This is a genomic window from Marinobacterium sp. xm-d-579 (assembly GCF_013282935.1).
Classification (GTDB): Bacteria; Pseudomonadota; Gammaproteobacteria; order Pseudomonadales; family Balneatricaceae; genus Marinobacterium_E.
Window position 1 is genome coordinate 239,403 of sequence record NZ_WBYP01000004.1, and the last position, 17,297, is coordinate 256,699.

20 protein-coding genes and 5 tRNA genes are annotated in these 17,297 nt (G+C 48.0%); 9 read left to right on the plus strand and 16 right to left on the minus strand.

Translation table 11 applies throughout. The annotated features are described in order from the left end of the window. Position 1 precedes the first annotated feature (1 nt). The 5 genes from XMD579_RS10245 to XMD579_RS10265 are packed head-to-tail and all read right to left on the minus strand — an operon-like array spanning position 2 to position 3,527. A complete protein-coding gene (locus XMD579_RS10245) occupies positions 2-442 on the minus strand; it encodes a YiiD C-terminal domain-containing protein (protein WP_173481388.1) in 441 nt (146 codons plus the stop codon). After that, positions 435-995, minus strand: a complete 561-nt coding sequence (locus XMD579_RS10250; RefSeq protein WP_173481389.1) for a nitroreductase family protein — start codon at positions 993-995, stop codon at positions 435-437. The genes XMD579_RS10245 and XMD579_RS10250 overlap by 8 nt, the downstream gene beginning before the upstream one ends. A gap of 11 nt (positions 996-1,006) precedes the next feature. Then, positions 1,007-1,831 (minus strand): NADPH-dependent 7-cyano-7-deazaguanine reductase QueF, encoded by an 825-nt coding sequence (gene queF, locus XMD579_RS10255; protein ID WP_173481390.1) that lies wholly within the window; start codon positions 1,829-1,831, stop codon positions 1,007-1,009. Continuing rightward, positions 1,831-2,604, minus strand: a complete 774-nt coding sequence (locus tag XMD579_RS10260) for an ABC transporter permease (RefSeq protein ID WP_173483389.1) — start codon at positions 2,602-2,604, stop codon at positions 1,831-1,833. Before XMD579_RS10260 ends, queF begins: the two co-directional genes overlap by 1 nt. Beyond that, entirely contained in the window at positions 2,604-3,527 is a 924-nt protein-coding gene (locus XMD579_RS10265) for an ABC transporter ATP-binding protein (protein ID WP_173481392.1), read from the minus strand. The genes XMD579_RS10260 and XMD579_RS10265 overlap by 1 nt, the downstream gene beginning before the upstream one ends. An 82-nt stretch (positions 3,528-3,609) precedes the next feature. Between XMD579_RS10265 and XMD579_RS10270 the strand changes: the two genes are divergently transcribed. Beyond that, complete coding sequence (locus XMD579_RS10270) at positions 3,610-4,023, plus strand: PA2817 family protein (RefSeq protein WP_173481393.1); 414 nt, start codon at positions 3,610-3,612, stop codon at positions 4,021-4,023. A gap of 11 nt (positions 4,024-4,034) precedes the next feature. On the opposite strand, the gene XMD579_RS10275 is transcribed toward XMD579_RS10270, so the two are convergent. From XMD579_RS10275 to XMD579_RS10300, 6 genes are all read right to left on the minus strand, one after another. Then, positions 4,035-4,110 (minus strand) — tRNA-Gly (locus XMD579_RS10275). A gap of 5 nt (positions 4,111-4,115) precedes the next feature. Beyond that, positions 4,116-4,191, minus strand: a tRNA-Glu gene (locus XMD579_RS10280). A gap of 16 nt (positions 4,192-4,207) precedes the next feature. After that, positions 4,208-4,283: transfer RNA gene (locus XMD579_RS10285), tRNA-Gly, on the minus strand. A gap of 3 nt (positions 4,284-4,286) precedes the next feature. Further along, positions 4,287-4,362, minus strand: a tRNA-Glu gene (locus XMD579_RS10290). Positions 4,363-4,513: 151 nt separating this feature from the next. Then, positions 4,514-5,356: a pirin family protein gene (locus tag XMD579_RS10295; RefSeq protein WP_173481394.1), complete on the minus strand. Its 843-nt coding sequence runs from the start codon at positions 5,354-5,356 to the stop codon at positions 4,514-4,516. Positions 5,357-5,389: 33 nt separating this feature from the next. Then, positions 5,390-5,977, minus strand: coding sequence for an FMN-dependent NADH-azoreductase (locus XMD579_RS10300; RefSeq protein ID WP_173481395.1), 588 nt, complete (start codon positions 5,975-5,977; stop codon positions 5,390-5,392). A gap of 113 nt (positions 5,978-6,090) precedes the next feature. Here XMD579_RS10300 and XMD579_RS10305 point away from each other — a divergent pair, with 113 nt between their 5' ends. Further along, positions 6,091-6,969 carry a LysR family transcriptional regulator gene (locus tag XMD579_RS10305; protein ID WP_173481396.1) on the plus strand — a complete coding sequence of 293 codons (879 nt, stop codon included), beginning with the start codon at positions 6,091-6,093 and terminating at the stop codon, positions 6,967-6,969. On the opposite strand, the gene rmuC is transcribed toward XMD579_RS10305, so the two are convergent. Further along, positions 6,951-8,390, minus strand: a complete 1,440-nt coding sequence (rmuC, locus tag XMD579_RS10310; protein ID WP_173494824.1) for a DNA recombination protein RmuC — start codon at positions 8,388-8,390, stop codon at positions 6,951-6,953. The genes XMD579_RS10305 and rmuC overlap by 19 nt on opposite strands. A 105-nt stretch (positions 8,391-8,495) precedes the next feature. Between rmuC and XMD579_RS10315 the strand changes: the two genes are divergently transcribed. Further along, positions 8,496-9,524, plus strand: coding sequence for a Gfo/Idh/MocA family oxidoreductase (locus XMD579_RS10315; RefSeq protein ID WP_173494823.1), 1,029 nt, complete (start codon positions 8,496-8,498; stop codon positions 9,522-9,524). Here XMD579_RS10315 and XMD579_RS10320 read toward each other — a convergent pair. Both XMD579_RS10320 and XMD579_RS10325 read right to left on the minus strand, forming a co-directional pair. After that, positions 9,521-10,138, minus strand: coding sequence for an L-threonylcarbamoyladenylate synthase (locus XMD579_RS10320; protein ID WP_173494822.1), 618 nt, complete (start codon positions 10,136-10,138; stop codon positions 9,521-9,523). The two genes, XMD579_RS10315 and XMD579_RS10320, sit on opposite strands and share 4 nt — an antisense overlap. A 15-nt stretch (positions 10,139-10,153) precedes the next feature. Then, entirely contained in the window at positions 10,154-11,002 is an 849-nt protein-coding gene (locus tag XMD579_RS10325) for a PHP domain-containing protein (protein ID WP_173506328.1), read from the minus strand. 54 nt (positions 11,003-11,056) lie between these two features. Between XMD579_RS10325 and XMD579_RS10330 the strand changes: the two genes are divergently transcribed. The 4 genes from XMD579_RS10330 to XMD579_RS10345 all read left to right on the plus strand — a co-directional run bounded on the left by XMD579_RS10330 (position 11,057) and on the right by XMD579_RS10345 (position 13,123). Then, a complete protein-coding gene (locus XMD579_RS10330; protein ID WP_173481401.1) occupies positions 11,057-11,608 on the plus strand; it encodes a septation protein A in 552 nt (183 codons plus the stop codon). An 8-nt stretch (positions 11,609-11,616) separates the two neighbouring features. Then, a complete protein-coding gene (locus XMD579_RS10335; RefSeq protein ID WP_173506329.1) occupies positions 11,617-11,916 on the plus strand; it encodes a YciI family protein in 300 nt (99 codons plus the stop codon). Positions 11,917-12,024: 108 nt separating this feature from the next. After that, entirely contained in the window at positions 12,025-12,633 is a 609-nt protein-coding gene (locus tag XMD579_RS10340) for an OmpA family protein (protein ID WP_173484601.1), read from the plus strand. Between the two features lie 67 nt (positions 12,634-12,700). Further along, the gene (locus tag XMD579_RS10345; protein WP_173481404.1) at positions 12,701-13,123 is read left to right on the plus strand and encodes a DsrE family protein; all 423 of its coding nucleotides are present in this window, start codon (positions 12,701-12,703) and stop codon (positions 13,121-13,123) included. A gap of 67 nt (positions 13,124-13,190) precedes the next feature. Here the strand turns inward: XMD579_RS10345 and XMD579_RS10350 are convergent, their stop codons facing one another. Next, the gene (locus XMD579_RS10350) at positions 13,191-13,856 is read right to left on the minus strand and encodes a response regulator transcription factor (protein ID WP_173481405.1); all 666 of its coding nucleotides are present in this window, start codon (positions 13,854-13,856) and stop codon (positions 13,191-13,193) included. Between the two features lie 137 nt (positions 13,857-13,993). Continuing rightward, positions 13,994-15,946 carry an acetate--CoA ligase gene (gene acs, locus XMD579_RS10355; RefSeq protein WP_173484600.1) on the minus strand — a complete coding sequence of 651 codons (1,953 nt, stop codon included), beginning with the start codon at positions 15,944-15,946 and terminating at the stop codon, positions 13,994-13,996. Between the two features lie 192 nt (positions 15,947-16,138). Between acs and XMD579_RS10360 the strand changes: the two genes are divergently transcribed. Continuing rightward, positions 16,139-16,215 (plus strand) — tRNA-Arg (locus XMD579_RS10360). 123 nt (positions 16,216-16,338) lie between these two features. Continuing rightward, the gene (locus tag XMD579_RS10365) at positions 16,339-17,289 is read left to right on the plus strand and encodes a diguanylate cyclase domain-containing protein (RefSeq protein ID WP_173494819.1); all 951 of its coding nucleotides are present in this window, start codon (positions 16,339-16,341) and stop codon (positions 17,287-17,289) included. Positions 17,290-17,297 lie beyond the last annotated feature (8 nt).

Consider the following 17,297-nt stretch of genomic DNA (forward strand, 5'->3'; position numbering starts at 1 on the left):
CCTATCGCTGTATAGCGGCGTAATCACCCTGCAGTTCAAACACTGTCTGCTCATTACCCACGGCGACGCTGATTGGTAGCCGCGCACGCTGTTTCTCTTGAAAACGCTGCCAGAACTGCTCAACGACAGCGTCATCTGGCAGTGTCGCAACCGCTTTCAGGCGATCGGTGACAGGGGCTAAATAGCGCTGTTCGCTTTTGGCAATCATAACATCGGCATCAATGCCACGCTCTCTGAGCCATAAGGTCAGCAGACACCAACCGCTCAGTGTCGCGATGGAGGCTATGGAACCCGCAAAGCCCGTTCCCTTATCGTTCAGATTCGGTTCTAGCGGTGCACTAAGTTGAAGTTGATTGCCAGTGTAATCGATCTCATCAATCTGCATAGCAGCCGTTAATGGAATGGCCTGATGCAGCCAACTAAGAAACGCCTGATCACTCACCCGTCCACTCCGCAACATATAGGGACTGATCCATTTCTGGAGCTTGGCGATCTCGCATTGGTTGACCTAAATAGATGAAGCCGACGATCTCTTCATTGTCATTAAGACCCAATCCCTTCTGCACATTCGCATCAAACATCAGATCACCCGAACGCCACATAGCTCCGACACCTTGTGCGTAAGCTGCCTGAACCACAGCTTGCGCGGCACAGGCGGCTGTCATTACCTGCTCAATCTCAGGCACTTTAGGGTGCTGTTGTATCACCGCAATCGCGACCACGATCATCGGTGCTCGAAGAGGCATATTCAGTAGGCGATTTCGTTGCGCCTCTTCAATATCAGGATTCTTAACTAAGGATGCATCAAGGTAGAGCTGGCCTAAACGATCAAGCGCAGATCCTTGAATGGTTAGGAAGCGGTAAGGTCGAAGCAGACCGTGATCGGGCGCTCGCGATGCGGCCTGAAACATCAGCTCCAGCTGCTTTGCTGTAGGCGCAGGCGCTTCCAACATGCCACAAGAGGTACGCTGGGTTAACAGTTCAATCGCATCCATCACAGGGCTCCTTATTGTCGGCTTAATCGTGGATTTTTTGGCAAAGTATCGAGCGTACTACGGTAAGGGTTGATATCCAGACCGCCTCGGCGCACGTAACGCGCATAAACCGTCAACTCTTCGGGCTGACAACGCTCTAAAATATCCATAAAGATCGTCTCTACACACTGCTCATGGAAATCGCCGTGTTCACGGTAGGAGATCAGATAGCCTAGCAGACCCTCCTCATCTATTTTCGGTCCACTATAACTGATTTGAACGCTCGCCCAATCGGGCTGACCTGTCACTGGACAGTTGGATTTAAGCAGGTGAGAAATCAGTGTCTCGGTGACGTTTTCACCTTGACTTGATAGTAGCTCAGGAGCTGGTTCGTAGTGAGCCACCGTGATATCAAGATCATCAATGCAACGACCGTCAAAGGATTCAATCTGCACCGCATCTTGAGGAGAGGTCAACGTCACCCGAACCTGACCGCCCGCCGCGTCTGATAGATCTTTAGCCATCTGAGCAGCCACCTCATCAGCAGAGTCAAAGCGACTCAGATTGTAGGAGTTTAGGTAGAGCTTAAATGACTTAGACTCGACGATATGCGTCGACGTTGCTGGGATATGAAACTGAGCCAGTGCAACAATCGGTTTGCCCTTAGCGTTCAACCAACTGATCTCATAACTGTTCCAGATATCTTCCCCAAAAAAGGGCAAGGTGGAGCGATCAACGCCGCGCGCTTGCCAATTGATATCTCGCTCTATGGGGTAAAGCAGTGAGGGATCGTACTGATTGGCGTAGACCGTCTCTTTACCTAGGGGTGAGTGGAGGACCTTTTCTGGTTCGTTCATTAGCTTCGAATCCCCTTACCTGTGTTTAGAAGGTGCAGCGCAAAGCCACCTAACACTGCAATAAACAGAATGATCATGCCAAACGCAAAGGTGACGTCAATATCACTAACGCCCAAGATTCCATAACGGAATGTATTCACCATGTAGAGAATGGGGTTGAGCTGAGAGACCCCCTGCCAAAACTCAGGCAACAGTGAGATTGAGTAAAACACGCCACCTAAATAGGTTAGAGGCGTCAGAATAAAGGTTGGCACCACCGCAATATCATCGAACGAATTCGCGTAGATCGCATTGATGAAGCCACCCAATGAGAAGACGACAGCAGTCAAAAACAGAATGCTGAGCGTTACAAAGGGGTGCGCTAACGTCAGATCAGTGAAGAACAGCGACAATAGAGTGACGATGAATCCAACGGCTAAACCACGAGCAACACCACCGATGACGTAACCGGCCAAAATCACCCAGTTAGGCACCGGTGCGACGAGCAGCTCTTCAATGTGACGTTGAAATTTAGTACCGAAAAATGACGAGACGACGTTTCCGTAAGAGTTGGTAATCACCGACATCATAATCAGACCCGGCACGATGAACTGCATGTAGTCGAATCCATCCATCTCACCGATCCGAGAGCCAACCAGATTCCCGAAGATAATAAAGTAGAGCGTCATGGTGATCGCAGGCGGAATCAGTGTCTGAACCCAAATTCGAGTAAAGCGTCGAACCTCTTTCACTACGATTGTTGAGAAGGCAACCCAAAGAAGATTTCCGTTCATTATTTAGCCCCCTTGTGTTCAACCAGTTCGACAAACAACTCTTCAAGACGGTTGGCTTTATTACGCATACTAAGCACGGCGATGTTTTGCGCTGTTAACTGCGCGAATACGCTGTTGAGACCATGCCCCTTAGGCAGATCGACTTCCAGGGTATGCTCATCGACTAAACGCGCTTCCAAGCCATCGAGATCGGGGAGACTCTTAAGATCTCGATCAAGATCTAGAATAAAGGTCTCGTTATTCAGTTTAGCCAACAACGATTTCATTGAACTATTTTGAATAATTTCACCCTGATCGATGATCGCGATATTGCGACAGAGTGACTCAGCCTCTTCAAGGTAGTGAGTCGTCAGGATGATCGTCGTGCCCTCTTCGTTGATCTTGGTAAGAAACTCCCACATCGATCGACGTAGCTCAATATCCACGCCTGCAGTCGGCTCATCCAGAATCAGCAATTTAGGGTTATGAACCAACGCACGAGCAATCATCAGACGACGTTTCATACCACCTGAGAGTTGGCGTGCTCGATTGTCACGTTTATCCCATAAACCCAAGGCTTTTAGGTAGTGCTCTGCACGCTCTTTGGCGATAGAAGAGGGGATCCCGTAGTAACCCGCTTGAGTCACAACGATGTCTTCAACTTTCTCAAAGAAGTTGAAGTTAAACTCCTGAGGGACAATGCCCATGCAGAGCTTTGCTTGGGTCAGGTCAGAATCAATATTGTGGCCAAAGACTGACACACTACCATCCGTTTTATTGACCAAGGATGTGACGATACCCAAGGTGGTCGATTTACCCGCCCCATTGGGACCTAGCAGAGCGAAAAAATCGCCCTGCTTTACATCCAGATCGATCCCTTTAAGCGCTTTAAAGCCATTCCCGTAGGTTTTTTCCAACCCACGAATTTGAAGAGCAAGTTCCATTCAGTGCTAACCTTTGAGAAAATTAACTCAGTAACGTATTCATAGTTAAACGCAAATTATACAGACAAACAGGGACTATCCGTTGACCGATTTTCATCAATTTCATCTAAATCTACTGAAGCTTGGCTATAACAACCTTATAAAGCAGCCACCTTTCAACAGTGACGAAACCTTAACAACGGAGTCCGATGAGCTGCTTGCGCTGTTTGAACAGACAATCGCTGCCTACGAAGAGCACTCAGCGGACGCGTTTGAACTGGGCCAGACCCTAATGACGCGAATCGTGGGAGCATTCCCACAACACCTACCCCTGCTATCTCGCGATTTACTCTGGCTATTTGGCGGTGATTGTATTCACTATCTGGGCGATGAGGAGATTGCACAGTACCAAGCACTCGACGAAGCACGATTCGAGCAAGAGTCACAAGATGCAACAATCGACTATCTTCAGCTACGAAATATGATGATTACGCCGTTAGACGATAAGAGACATTAAGAAGAGGAGATTGGAGCGGGAAACGAGGCTCGAACTCGCGACCTCAACCTTGGCAAGGTTGCGCTCTACCAACTGAGCTATTCCCGCAAAAATGGCGTCCCATAGGGGGTTCGAACCCCTGTTACCGCCGTGAAAGGGCGGTGTCCTAGGCCACTAGACGAATGGGACGTCGTAGACAATACATTGGAGCGGGAAACGAGGCTCGAACTCGCGACCTCAACCTTGGCAAGGTTGCGCTCTACCAACTGAGCTATTCCCGCGGATGGCGTCCCATAGGGGGTTCGAACCCCTGTTACCGCCGTGAAAGGGCGGTGTCCTAGGCCACTAGACGAATGGGACAACACTTAATGTATTGCGTTCCTCTGTGAGGAGGCGCAAATAATACGGAGCACCCTATTAGCCGTCAACCCCTCATTTCGAAAAAATTACAATTTTCCTCGAATATTTGAGTCAACTGATTAAATTCTAGGCACCCTCCCCGTTAAAACCTCTAACCTGTCAAACGGTTGGCACGATAATCGGCAATCGCCTGCTCTATCTCATCCGTTGTATTCATGACAAACGGACCATACTGTGCAATTGGCTCACCGATCGCTTCACCCGCAATCAACATCAGTCTCGCCCCCTCTGCACCCGCTGTCAGTTGAATCGCATCACCGTCGGACAACTCGGCTGCCTCATGGATCTCTAGCTTATCATCAGCAAGATAACCCGTCCCTTCGAATAGATAGACAAAACCTGACAGGTTCTCAGCGACAGGCAGTTCAAGCTCGGCATTCGGTGATAAACGAACCTCCATAAAAATGGGCTGACGACTGATCCCTGACACTGGCCCAGTGTAGTGCTGACCATCAAACTCAAACGAACCCGCCACCAATCGAATGAAGGCATTAGGTAGTTGAATCTCGGTGATCTCCTCGGGTTCAATATTTTGATAAGCCGCCGGCTTCATCTTCTCGCTTGCAGGTAGATTGACCCATAACTGGAATCCGCGCATTAAGCCGTTCTCTTGCTGAGGCATCTCTTCATGAATCACACCGCGCCCCGCTGTCATCCACTGCACACTGCCTGGACGCAGGATCCCCTCATTACCCATATGGTCACGATGTTTCATTAAGCCATCGAGCATGTAGGTGACTGTCTCAAAACCACGGTGCGGATGGGCAGGAAAACCGGCAATGTAGTCATCAGGATCGTCTGACGAGAAGCAATCCAACATCAGAAATGGATCGATGCGTGCGAATTGGCTTTTGCCTACACTGCGACGAATCCGAACCCCAGCACCATCCATACTGTCGACGCCGGGCACTCGACGCTTAATCACTCGGTTCATAACGATTCTCCTTTTTATTGTCGTTTCAGCCGTTTACACAAACGCTGCTCGAGCCTGTTCTAGTGACTGATCTCGATGCGTATCCATCGCGAGCCCTTCAGCCAAAACAAGACGAGTATCTTTAAGCCCAATAAAGCCTAGGAACTGTTTTACAAAATCAACCTGGAAATCCTGACCCTGCTCTGCGTAAAGACCACCACGAGTTGCAACTAGGTATACGGGTTTATCTTCGATTAGACCTACTGGGCCTTGTTCTGTGTAATGGAACGTCACCCCAGCACGAGCCAGGTGATCAAACCAGGATTTAAGCTGACTTGGAATATTGAAATTGTACATTGGCAAACCGATAACAATCGTATCAGCCGATTTAACTTCAGCAAGCAGTGCGTCAGCAAACTCAACGATAGCACTCTGTTCAGCGTCACGCTCTTCAGCCGGACTATTCAATGCTGTTACTCGGTAAGCATCCAAATGAGGTACAGGATCACTAGCTAGATCACGCTCGATGACCACGCCATCACTGTTTTCATCCAGCCATTTATCAACAAAGCTTTTCGCCAGTTGCGCTGACTGACCATTGTCACCAAATAGAGAGGTTTTAATATGAAGTAGAGTCGCCATTTCAATATCCTTTTAAAAAATTATCTGTTTGAAGAGGTGATAATCTCATCTATAATTTCGATGATAAATAGCAAAATTTAGATTTATATGATCGATATATTAGATGGAATGAGATGATATCTTTAGAACAGTGGCAAGCTCTGATTGCTGTGGCGGATAGCGAAACCTTTGCGAAAGCAGCCGAATCAATCAATAAAAGCCAATCAACACTAAGTTATGCCATCAAACAGATTGAGCAGAGTACCGGCGTAATACTTTTCACCACTCAAGGTCGGCGTGCGGTCTTGACCACAGAGGGTGAACAGTTAGTTGTTCATGCCCGCGAGCTGATCGCACGAGCAACCCGCATTGAGACTCTCGCCAGTCAGTTTGCATTGGGCGCAGAGGCTCGTATCAAACTTCGTATTGAGGCAATTTACCCGAACAGCATCATTCTCGAGGCGCTAGAACGTTTTTCAAAACAGCAACCGCAGACCAAGATTGACTATCAACGCTCTGTTCTTAGCGGTTCTGAGCAGGCTCTGCTAGAGCGGAATGCCGATATAGTCATCGGTGGTCGCGTGCCACCAGGGTTTGTCGGTCAGAGTTTAGGACGATTTAGATTTGTAGCGGCCGCTGCCCCCTCTCACCCACTGCATCAAATTGAGACACCCATTACCCTCGAAATGCTTCAAGAGCACCGACAACTCGTCGTGAGAGACACAGGCGTTCGTAATATTGATGCGGGGTGGCTCGGGGCCAATCAGCGTTGGACGCTCGATTCGCCCGATCTCTCTATTGAGGCTGCTATTAAGGGTATGGGGTTCGCCTGGTACGCCGAAGCGCTGATTGCAAATCACCTCGCCAGCGGAGCGTTAAAACCCCTCAATTTAGCAGAAGGCAACGAGCGCTTTGCGGAGCTTTACCTAATACTGACGCATGGAGAAACATCCACTCCAGGAGTAAAAGCGTTAGCGCACCTGATCACCGAGGTTCAATCAGAGTTTTGTTGAGGCTCAATTCTTACTGGGTCAGATGTGTCTGATGCGCCTGCTGTATAGGGAGATTCTAATTCAAGCGAGGCTTTTTCAACCAACTCCGCCGGTAGCTCTTTCTGAACAGAAACACCCAGCTCTTTAAACTCAGCCGCCTGTTTGATGAGGTTCCCCTTACCTGAGTAGAGCTGACCCAAGGCTTTATCATAACTGGTGCGCGCACTGTCGAGCTTACGTCCAACATCTTGCATACTCATAAGGAAAGAGCTGAGTTTGCTATAGACTTTTTCTGCACGGTCGGCCAGCTGAGCACTGTGTTTGGATTGATCTTCAAAGCGCCATAACTGACGAACGATATTCAAAGCCGTTAATAGCGTCGTTGGCGTTGCCACCAGCACCTGCTTTTCAATCGCCTCTTGGAATAGCATCTCATTGTATTTGAGGGCTTCAACATAAGCCGACTCAATCGGCACAAACATCACAACCACCTCTGGCGAGTTGAGCCCATTGAGCTTGAAATAGCTTTTGTCGGATAGCTCTTTAATGCGCGCCTGCATCGCTTCAGCATGCTCTTTCAGCGCCTGAGTCCGTTCATGGGGATCCTCGGCATTAACATAGCGTGTGTAAGCAGACAGTGAGGTTTTGGCATCAATAATCAAATGCTTGTTCTGTGGAAGATAGACCACAACATCAGGGCGCTGTCTCCCCTCTTCAGTATTGATGCTGACTTCACGCTTGTAGTCTTTACCTCGGCGCAATCCACTGGAATCGAGGACATTTTCGAGCATCAGCTCACCCCAGTTACCCTGCATCTTCTTCTGACCCTGAAGCGCGGAACTGAGTCGCTCAGCTTCCGTAGTAATTTTCGCATTGAGATCTTTTAGCTGCTGCAGTTCCGTCGTCAGCTTGGAGCGCTGCTCGTTATCAAACTGGTGTATCTTCTCGATGCGCTCTTTGAACCCTTTCATCTCAGACGTCATCGGTTTTAACAGAGCGTCCAAACGCTGTTGGCTCTGCTCCTGAAAGCTCTTCCCTTTCGCTTCAAGAATCTCTTGCGCCAGCGCTTCGAACTCCCTTTTTAAAAGGGTACGACTCTCTTCCAGCTGTTTGATCTGCTGAGCGAAATGCACCTCTTTCTGCTCAAGTTCAGTGTCACGACGCGCTTTCTCTTCACCCAACTGCATTAGCTGGTTTCGTAACTGAGCCGACTGCTGCCTCTCAACCTCCAACTCGCCTTTTAACTCAGATAGACGGGACTCCTTTTCTGCAATCAGGGACTCTTTATAGGTCAGTTGAGACTCGACCACCGCCAACTTAGATTCAAGCTGCACTTGCTGTTGAGCCACCTCTGAAAGTCTATGGGCAAGGGATGAGCGGTGCCATAGATAACCCACAACTATGACAACAACACTGAAACCTAACGCGACTAACAACTCCAAAACCCACTCCTAAAACCGATCAAACAGCTTGTTCAAATTAAGGACACAGATTAACCTGTTTCAATAAGTGGACCCAAGCCCCCGAGTTAAGAAATAGAGCATTTAATGACGATAAAAACCGCCATCATTGGCTATGGATTTGCAGCTAAAACCTTTCACGAGCCTTTTTTAAGAACACTTGATGGCTATGAACTGATTGCAGCTAGCGGATCTAATGCAACCGAGGCCAAACAGTACTGGCCTGAGATGATCGCCTATCGCCACTATCAAGAGATGCTCGAATCGAGCAGTGCGGAACTCTACATTGTCACCACTCCAAACGATTCCCATTTTGAGATCACTCAGGCTCTGCTTAAAGCCGGAAAGCGGGTTATCCTCGACAAGCCCGCCTGCACATCGAGTTCACAGTTGAACGAGTTAATTCGTTTAGAGAAGGAATCATCGGGCTCGGTCAGCATCTTTCAAAACAGACGCTGGGATGGTGACTTTCTCACCCTTAAAAAGCTACTTAGGTCAGGTCGATTGGGTGAAATCAGACGTTTTGAGTCGCACTTTGATCGTGCCAGGCCAATCCCTAAAACTCGCTGGCGCGAACTTCCCGGTGAGGGAGCGGGCATCTGGTTTGATCTTGGGCCTCACCTTGTTGACCAAGCCTTGCAACTCTTTGGTAAACCCTCAGCCGTCACCGCGGATATCAGGACGTTAAGGGAGGGAGCTTCTGTTGATGACTATTTTGATGTACTGCTTCACTACTCAAACACAGTCGTTAAACTGCACAGCTCACCCTTCTGCTTTGGCCGCCCTCTAAGATTCGATGTTCAGGGAACCCAAGGTCGATTTGTGAAATATGCTATGGATCCCCAAGAGGCTCAACTCATTAACGGCAAAGCATTCTCTACGCCAAGTTGGGCCGCAGAGGAGTTTGCTAACTTTGGCAGACTGCATAACGAACAAGGCGATGAGAGGGTCACAACAGAGCTAGGCAATTACGCCCAGTTTTTTGAGCAGGTTAAAGGCTTTATAGAGGGTGTTGCAGACAACCCCGTACCTTTGGAATCTGTTGTCGATCAAATCGCCATTATTGAAGCGGGATTTCTATCCTCACAGGAACAGAAGAGTATCGAGCTCATTTAGAATGTATCGGTAGGTCCTGCACCTTCACGCACAATAACAACTTCGTCATTTGTCAGGTTTAGCACCGTCGTTGGATCCATACCACAGTAGCCGCCATCGATAACAAGATCAACAGCATGCTCTAGCAAGTCGCGAATGTCATAAGGATCGGTCAGGGGCATCTCTTCATCAGGCATGATCAGAGTCGTACTCATGATAGGTTCACCCAAAGTTTCTGCGATGGCCATGGCAATTTTATTATCCGGTATGCGAATCCCTATGGTACGGCGCTTAGGGTGCATTAAGCGTCTAGGAACTTCCGTCGTCGCGTTGAGAATGAAGGTATAAGCACCAGGAGTATGTGACTTAATAAAGCGGAACATACTGTTACCTAACTTTGCGTAGGTTCCAATCTCTGAGAGGTCACGACAGACCAGCGTGAAGTTATGCTTATCATCGAGCCTGCGAATACGCTGAATACGCTCCATGGCGTTCTTATCACCAAGGTGACAGCCTAGTGCGTAGCCTGAATCCGTCGGGTAGATAATCACTCCACCCTTATTCAGAATTTCAACAGCCTGTGACACCAATCGCGCTTGCGGGTTGTCGGGGTGAATCGAAAAGAACTGGCTCATAATAACTCCGTGCCGTTAGGCACATAACTGCTCAACGATGACTCGTTGCGCATCAAAATGGGGATAACGACCAAGTGCAGTCCAACGTTGATCGGGGGAGTGGAAGTCACTGCCTGCTGAGACCCAACAATTTGCTCGATCAGCCAACTTAATCAGTTCATGCTGATGACCAGGCGTTACGCCAGGATAGCTCACCTCTAACCCATCAGCCCCCGCTGAAAGCATGTCTGCCATCAGTTCACGAAGCTTAGTGAAGGTCATCTTGTACTTGGTGGGGTGAGCCAGAATCGCCACACCACCGGCCTCTTTAATCAGAGCAATACTCTGCTCGATGGCAGGCCATTCCGCTTTAACATCGCCCGCACAACCTTGACCTAAGTATTTATCAAAGGCCTCTTGCATCGACTCGACTTTACCCAGCTCTAATAGCGCCTGTGCAAAGTGGGGGCGACCAATTTGACCCTCTCCTGCATACTGTTTAGCGAGGTCAAACAGACCTCGAGCAACACCGCGCTTCTCTAATCGCTCTGCAATCTTCTCTGCACGCTGGTACCTGAGCTGAATCAAGTGATCCATATAGGATTCAAACTTGTCGGAACTAGAGTCAAAGCCAAGTCCCACCAGATGAATAACACGACCACGCCAGTCACAGGTCAACTCAACACCGTTTATAAACTGGATGCCGTGGCGATCTGCTTCCACTTTCGCTTCAGCCAATCCACCTAAGGTATCGTGATCCGTCAATGCCATGACCTTCACATCGGTTTTGGAGATGCGCTGCACTAACTCCGTTGGACTTAAGGTGCCATCGGAAACATTACTGTGCATATGAAGATCAAATTGACCAATTGCTGGAATCATCATTTTTAACTTTGCGTTTGAGCTTTTATACTGTGGCAAATTTTTCAGAGGTTCTTTATGAAGATACTACTCGATTTTCTTCCAGTTATCGTCTTTTTTGCGGTCTATAAGTTCACCAATGACATTTTGTTGGCGACCGCTGTTCTAATACCGGCAACGCTTTTGCAGATGCTCTACTCTTGGAAAGTTCAAGGCAAGATCGAGAAAATGCAGCTTGTGACACTGGTCTTAGTGGTTCTACTGGGTGGTGCAACACTCGCCTTTCAAGACAAAGCGTTCATCCAGTGGAAGCCGACCATCGTTAACTGGCTATTTGCGGTAGGCTTTTTAGCCACTCAGTTCATTGGTGACAAGACCGTCGTTGAGCGTCTGATGGGCTCAAGCATGGAGTTACCCAAAGCGGTATGGTCACGTTTGAATCTTGCTTGGGTCGTTTTCTTTGTTGCAGTCGGCATTGTCAATCTCTACGTTGCCTACAACTTCAGTGAAGAGATCTGGGTCGATTTCAAACTCTTCGGTATGCTCGGTTTAACCATCCTTTTCATCATTCTTCAGGGCCTCTATATTGCAAAACATGCAAAAGAGCCTGAAGCACCCACCGAAAAATAGAGGTGTTTATGTACTACGCTATTATCTCTGAAGATAAACCTAATTCACTGGATCGCCGATTGGCTGCTCGCCCTGAGCACTTAGAGAGACTTAAAGCATTAATTGCTGAAGGTCGACTTCTGGTTGCAGGCCCCCACCCTGCGATCGATTCTGAAGATCCGGGTGAAGCAGGGTTCACAGGCAGCCTAGTGATCGCTGAATTTGCCTCTCTGGAAGATGCAAAAGCTTGGGCTGATGCGGATCCCTACGTCGCCGCTGATGTCTACGCAGAGGTTAAAGTAAAGCCGTACAAAAAAGTTTTACCTTAAATCACATTTTTTCAAATCTTGGTCTACAGTTAAATTAGGGTTAAGACTCGCCCAGTTAATATAGGCATTAAGACTTAACAACAGGTCGAACAAGATAGGAATTAGATAATGAAAAAGATCGCACTCGCTACAAGTATGTTACTAGCTATTGCTAGCGGTTCAGCAATGGCCCATGGCGAAAATGCTGGCTACCTAGTCTCTGCAACCGATGGTTCGTTTGTCCGTGACGGTAATGGAAACTGCATCATGACTCCAAACTCAACACTTATGGAGCCGGCTACAGAATGTATGACTGCAGCTCCTGCTGTAGAAGAGGAGATCGCAAAACCAGCAGAACCAAAAATGGTCGAAGTCGAAGCTAAACGTAAATTTGCTGTCTACTTTGACTTCAACAGTACCAAAGTGGGCTCGCTTAGCAGCGTAATTGATTTTATTAAATCACTTTCATACCTTGAGAGCGTTAAGCTAGTAGGCTACGCAGACCGCATCGGTTCAGACGCTTACAACCAGAAGCTATCACTAGATCGTGCTACCGCTGTTGCATCAGAGCTTAAAGGCGCTGGCGTTACAGATTGGAAACTACGAGTGGATGCTAAAGGTGAAACAGCTCCGGTAGCGAACTGTACTGGCAAAGGCGCTCAACTAATCGCCTGTCTTCGTCCAGACCGCCGTGTCGACATCGAAGTAGCAGGTGAAAAAACTGAGAAGCAGATGTAATCTAAGAGTTACACACGCTTCAAGAGCCGGCGCGTAGCCGGCTTTTTTGTATTTAAGGTATCTGAAGATGTTTAAGACATTCGCTCTGTTTGCTCTTTTATCCAGCCCCCTAGTCATGGCCAACGACTATGAGCCGCAAAAGGTGGTGTATCACATCAACTATGGGGATGAATCACGCATTGGTCACACCTTCAGCAACATCTCAAATCATATTAATGAATTGGGTGAGGACAGTGTCGAGATCAAAGCGGTTATCCATGGTGAAGCGATCGAATACTTTATGTCGGCAGTTGACGATACCGCTAAACAGGGCGCCATAGATACGCTGAAGTTTATGGGGACAGAGTTTGTCATTTGCGGAAACTCACTGACCGGATACAAAATAGGCTACGACGCACTTTACGATGTCAGTGAAGAGGACGTCGTCAAAGCCGGACTCCCTGAAATCGTCCGACTGCAGCAACAGGGTTATATCTACGTTAGACCCTAGATGCCAACATAAGCTTTAGATACAAAAAAGCCGCTTCAAGTATGAGCGGCTTTCTTATGAGCAGGTGTTAACCCTCTGTCTTGGGAGGTTCTACTCCAAGACGCTGTGCAGCGATGACAGCTTGGGTCCGACTGTGGACACCCAACTTACGAAGAATCGCCGTCACGTGAGCTTTGATGGTGGCTTCAGAAACGTTTAAATCGTAAGCGATCTGTTTATTCAATAGTCCTTCCGTCAGCATCGTCAGTACACGGAACTGTTGTGGCGTCAAAGAGGCAATCGCTTCAGCAAACTTCTGATCCTCGTCTGTAACAAGGTCATCCATTGACTCTTCTAACTCCTCTGGCAACCACTCATCACCTTGAAGAACAGCAACAATCGCTTCTGAAATGGTCTCTAGCGGAGATGACTTAGGAATAAAGCCTGACGCGCCGTAATCGATCGCACGCTTCATAACATGAGTCTCTTCACTGCCTGAGACGACAATCACTGGAACACCAGGGTGTTGACCACGAAGGAATACCAGACCAGAGAAACCCTGAGCACCTGGCATATGGATATCCAAAAGCACCAAGTCAGCATCACCATGCTCTTCAACGGCATTCTGAACAGACTCAAGAGTATCCGCTTCGATAATCTCCACTCCGGAAACCGCTTGGGAAACCGCCTGTTTCAGCGCTGCACGAAACAGTGGGTGATCATCCGCAATGATAATTTTTTGAGCCAGTTGCATAGTATTCTCCGACAAGCCTAGAAAGGCAGTATAGCGCTTTTTTGTAGGGTATAAGTTAATCGAATAATGGATTAGTTTCCAGTTCAAATGGAAATAAAAAAACCCACGACGAGTCGTGGGTTTTTTAATAAGAGTGTTTAGCTCTTACGATTCATGCGGTTTTCGATCAGGTCATCCACCACACTTGGATCTGCCAAGGTAGAGGTATCACCAAGAGCACCGAAATCGTCTTCCGCAATCTTGCGAAGGATACGACGCATGATCTTACCAGAACGTGTCTTAGGTAGACCGGGTGCGAACTGAATCAAATCCGGTGATGCAATTGGACCAATCTCTGTACGTACCCAGTTACGCAGTGTCACTTTAAGCTCATCAGAAGCTTCCATGCCTTCCTGCAGCGTTACGTAACAGTAGATACCCTGACCTTTAAGATCGTGTGGGTAACCTACCACCGCAGCTTCAGCAACCGCTTCGTGAGCGACCAACGCAGACTCAACCTCTGCGGTACCCATACGGTGACCAGATACGTTGATTACATCGTCTACACGACCAGTGATCCAGTAGTAGCCGTCCTCATCACGACGTGCGCCATCGCCCGTTGTGTAGTAGCCAGAGAAACTAGAGAAGTAAGTCTGACCGAAACGTTCGTGGTCGCCCCAGATTGAGCGAGATTGACCAGGCCAAGAGTCCTTAATGACAAGGTTACCTTCACCTGCACCTTCAATCTCTTTGCCATCGTTATCCAGTAGCGCTGGCTGAACACCGAAGAATGGACGAGTTGCTGAACCCGGCTTAGTCGCTGTCGCACCAGGTAGAGGTACGATCATGATGCCGCCTGTCTCAGTCTGCCACCAAGTATCAACGATTGGGCACTTACCAGCACCCATGACACGGTTGTACCACTCCCAAGCTTCTGGGTTGATTGGCTCACCAACCGAACCTAGCAGTTTAAGAGAGGATAGATCAGAGTCGCCTAGAACATCTTCACCTTTCTGCATCAAGGCACGGATGGCCGTGGGCGCGGTGTAGAATTGGTTAACTTTGTGTTTTTCGATAACGCGACCGAAACGGCTCATATCTGGGTAGCTTGGAACACCTTCAAACATCAGGGTCGTTGCACCGTTTGCTAGTGGACCATAAACAATGTAGCTGTGACCTGTTACCCAACCCACATCGGCTGTACACCAGTAGATATCACCCTCTTGGTAATCAAAGACGTACTGATGGGTCATTGATGCGTAGACTAGGTAACCACCTGTGGTGTGCTTAAGACCTTTAGGCGCGCCAGTAGAGCCTGAAGTGTAAAGAATGAACAGTGGATCTTCAGCGTTCATCTCTTCAGGTGGGCAATCAGCAGAGGCTTTTGCCATCTCCTCTTCATACCAAACATCACGGCTCTCATGCCAAGCAACATCTTGATCAACGCGGTTTACAACAACCACTTTTTCACAGAACTTAGCTGCACCAGGGTGAGTCAGAGCTTCATCAACGTTCGCTTTAAGTGGAACCGCTTTACCACCACGAAGTGAGAAGTTAGAAGTCACAACCAGTTTAGAGTTAGCGCCTTCTATACGAGCTGCAAGCGCTTCTGGAGAGAAACCACCAAATACAATCGAGTGAACGGCACCAACACGAGCACAAGCCAGCATAGCGACAGCGGCTTCAGGGATCATTGGAAGGTAAAGAGTGACTACGTCACCTTTACTAATACCCTGCGCTTTAAGCACGTTGGCAAACTTACATACACGCTCGTGAAGATCGCGGTAAGTGATCTTTTCATCTTCTTCTGGGTTATCACCTTCCCAGATAATCGCAACCTGATCACCACGAGTCTCTAAGTGGCGATCCAAACAGTTTGCTGCAACGTTCAACGTACCATCTTCGAACCAACGGATATCAACATTATGAGTATCAAACGATGTGTGCTTAACCTTAGTGAAAGGCTTGATCCAGTCGATACGCTTAGCTTGCTCAGACCAGAACGCATCTGGGTTCTCAACTGACTGCTGGTACATCTCGTTGTATTTAGCTTCATCAGCATGGGCGTTAGCAGCAAACTCTGCAGATACTGGGTAGATCTTATCGCTCATTAGTTCTTTCCCTTAGATTGATTGGGTACGGCAATCATTGCCACACTCTATTTATTAAAGTGCAATATTTATAACCTGAGCTACCCTAAGTCAGAATTAGACATTGGTCTGTTCAAAAGGACTCTTTAGTCTAAGTAATTCAACAGAATCCTATTGCATAGTCGAAATGAGGCTTTAGAATTCACTGCCAGTGCCCCAGTAGCTCAGCTGGATAGAGCAACCCCCTCCTAAGGGGTAGGTCGGACGTTCGAATCGTCTCTGGGGTGCCAGTCTCCTATCTCTCTTTTCACAATGAAAAACAGATTATTTTTACTGATCAATTTGACAGATCCCAGACCCTAAACTATACCTTAAGTCATATGACATAAATGACCCGAAGGACAGTTGTACTGATGAGCTCTTTAGACAATAGCCGATACCTTGATCGGACCGAAGCCGCTAAGATTTTATGCGTGGATGATGAGGAGTCTGTCGTTAACTCGCTTCGCAGGGTGTTACGTTCAAGCCACTACGAAGTTATCGGTTTCACATCGGCACCGGAAGCCCTGAAGTACCTTGAATCCAATGAGGTTGATCTGATTGTTTCTGACATGCGAATGCCCGAGATGAGAGGTGATGAATTCCTGGCAAAAACCATGTCGATCACACCCAATACGGTTCGTATTCTACTGACTGGTTATTCAGATTTTGATATGACGGTGAGTGCCATTAATGAAGGTAGAATTCACCGCTACATGTCCAAGCCCTGGGACAATAGTGAACTGCTTGCGATCATTAACGAAGAGCTCGTTCAAAAACAACGTGATGATGAGAAACGTAATTACGATGAGCTAGTGAAAAGCCTAACTGCGACTGATCCACTGACCGGTCTACTCAATAGAACGGCTCTGATGGAGCAAGTAGAGGCTCAAGCGATTGTTGGCACGGCCTTGCCAGGCGTTGCACCCTCCTACCTAATTCTCTTAGATGTAGATAATTTTAGCTCTATTGTTGAGTCTGTCGGGCCTCAAACCAGTGAGGACGTTTTAAAATTGGTCGGCAGACTATTAAGCTTTAATCTTCGCTCAGGCGATATCATTTCTCGTACCGAGGACGATGAGTTTGGCATCATGTTGAATCAGTATGCTCCCGAGGACTGTATTAACGGCATTATGGAACGGGTCAGAATGAAACTGGCCTCACGTAGCTATCTAGTGCGAAACCAGAAAGTCGACATACAAATCACTCTAGCAGCCAAGGCAATCGATATCGGTGATGACCCTGAAGAGCTCTATAAAGCAGCGAAAAAAGCGCTGAAATTCGCAAAATCCGAGGGAAAGAATCGCTCAGAAATCGCTGACTAAACGCCTAG

Bases quoted from the DNA above. Each gene is read 5' to 3' on its own strand.
- XMD579_RS10250 (WP_173481389.1), bottom strand. From the start codon at position 995: ATGGATGCGATTGAACTGTTAACCCAGCGTACCTCTTGTGGCATGTTG.
- queF (WP_173481390.1), bottom strand. From the start codon at position 1,831: ATGAACGAACCAGAAAAGGTCCTCCACTCACCCCTAGGTAAAGAGACG.
- XMD579_RS10260 (WP_173483389.1), bottom strand. From the start codon at position 2,604: ATGAACGGAAATCTTCTTTGGGTTGCCTTCTCAACAATCGTAGTGAAA.
- XMD579_RS10265 (WP_173481392.1), bottom strand. From the start codon at position 3,527: ATGGAACTTGCTCTTCAAATTCGTGGGTTGGAAAAAACCTACGGGAAT.
- XMD579_RS10295 (WP_173481394.1), bottom strand. From the start codon at position 5,356: ATGAACCGAGTGATTAAGCGTCGAGTGCCCGGCGTCGACAGTATGGAT.
- XMD579_RS10300 (WP_173481395.1), bottom strand. From the start codon at position 5,977: ATGGCGACTCTACTTCATATTAAAACCTCTCTATTTGGTGACAATGGT.
- XMD579_RS10305 (WP_173481396.1), top strand. From the start codon at position 6,091: ATGATATCTTTAGAACAGTGGCAAGCTCTGATTGCTGTGGCGGATAGC.
- XMD579_RS10315 (WP_173494823.1), top strand. From the start codon at position 8,496: ATGACGATAAAAACCGCCATCATTGGCTATGGATTTGCAGCTAAAACC.
- XMD579_RS10320 (WP_173494822.1), bottom strand. From the start codon at position 10,138: ATGAGCCAGTTCTTTTCGATTCACCCCGACAACCCGCAAGCGCGATTG.
- XMD579_RS10325 (WP_173506328.1), bottom strand. From the start codon at position 11,002: ATGATGATTCCAGCAATTGGTCAATTTGATCTTCATATGCACAGTAAT.
- XMD579_RS10330 (WP_173481401.1), top strand. From the start codon at position 11,057: ATGAAGATACTACTCGATTTTCTTCCAGTTATCGTCTTTTTTGCGGTC.
- XMD579_RS10335 (WP_173506329.1), top strand. From the start codon at position 11,617: ATGTACTACGCTATTATCTCTGAAGATAAACCTAATTCACTGGATCGC.
- XMD579_RS10340 (WP_173484601.1), top strand. From the start codon at position 12,025: ATGAAAAAGATCGCACTCGCTACAAGTATGTTACTAGCTATTGCTAGC.
- XMD579_RS10345 (WP_173481404.1), top strand. From the start codon at position 12,701: ATGTTTAAGACATTCGCTCTGTTTGCTCTTTTATCCAGCCCCCTAGTC.
- XMD579_RS10350 (WP_173481405.1), bottom strand. From the start codon at position 13,856: ATGCAACTGGCTCAAAAAATTATCATTGCGGATGATCACCCACTGTTT.
- acs (WP_173484600.1), bottom strand. From the start codon at position 15,946: ATGAGCGATAAGATCTACCCAGTATCTGCAGAGTTTGCTGCTAACGCC.
- XMD579_RS10365 (WP_173494819.1), top strand. From the start codon at position 16,339: ATGAGCTCTTTAGACAATAGCCGATACCTTGATCGGACCGAAGCCGCT.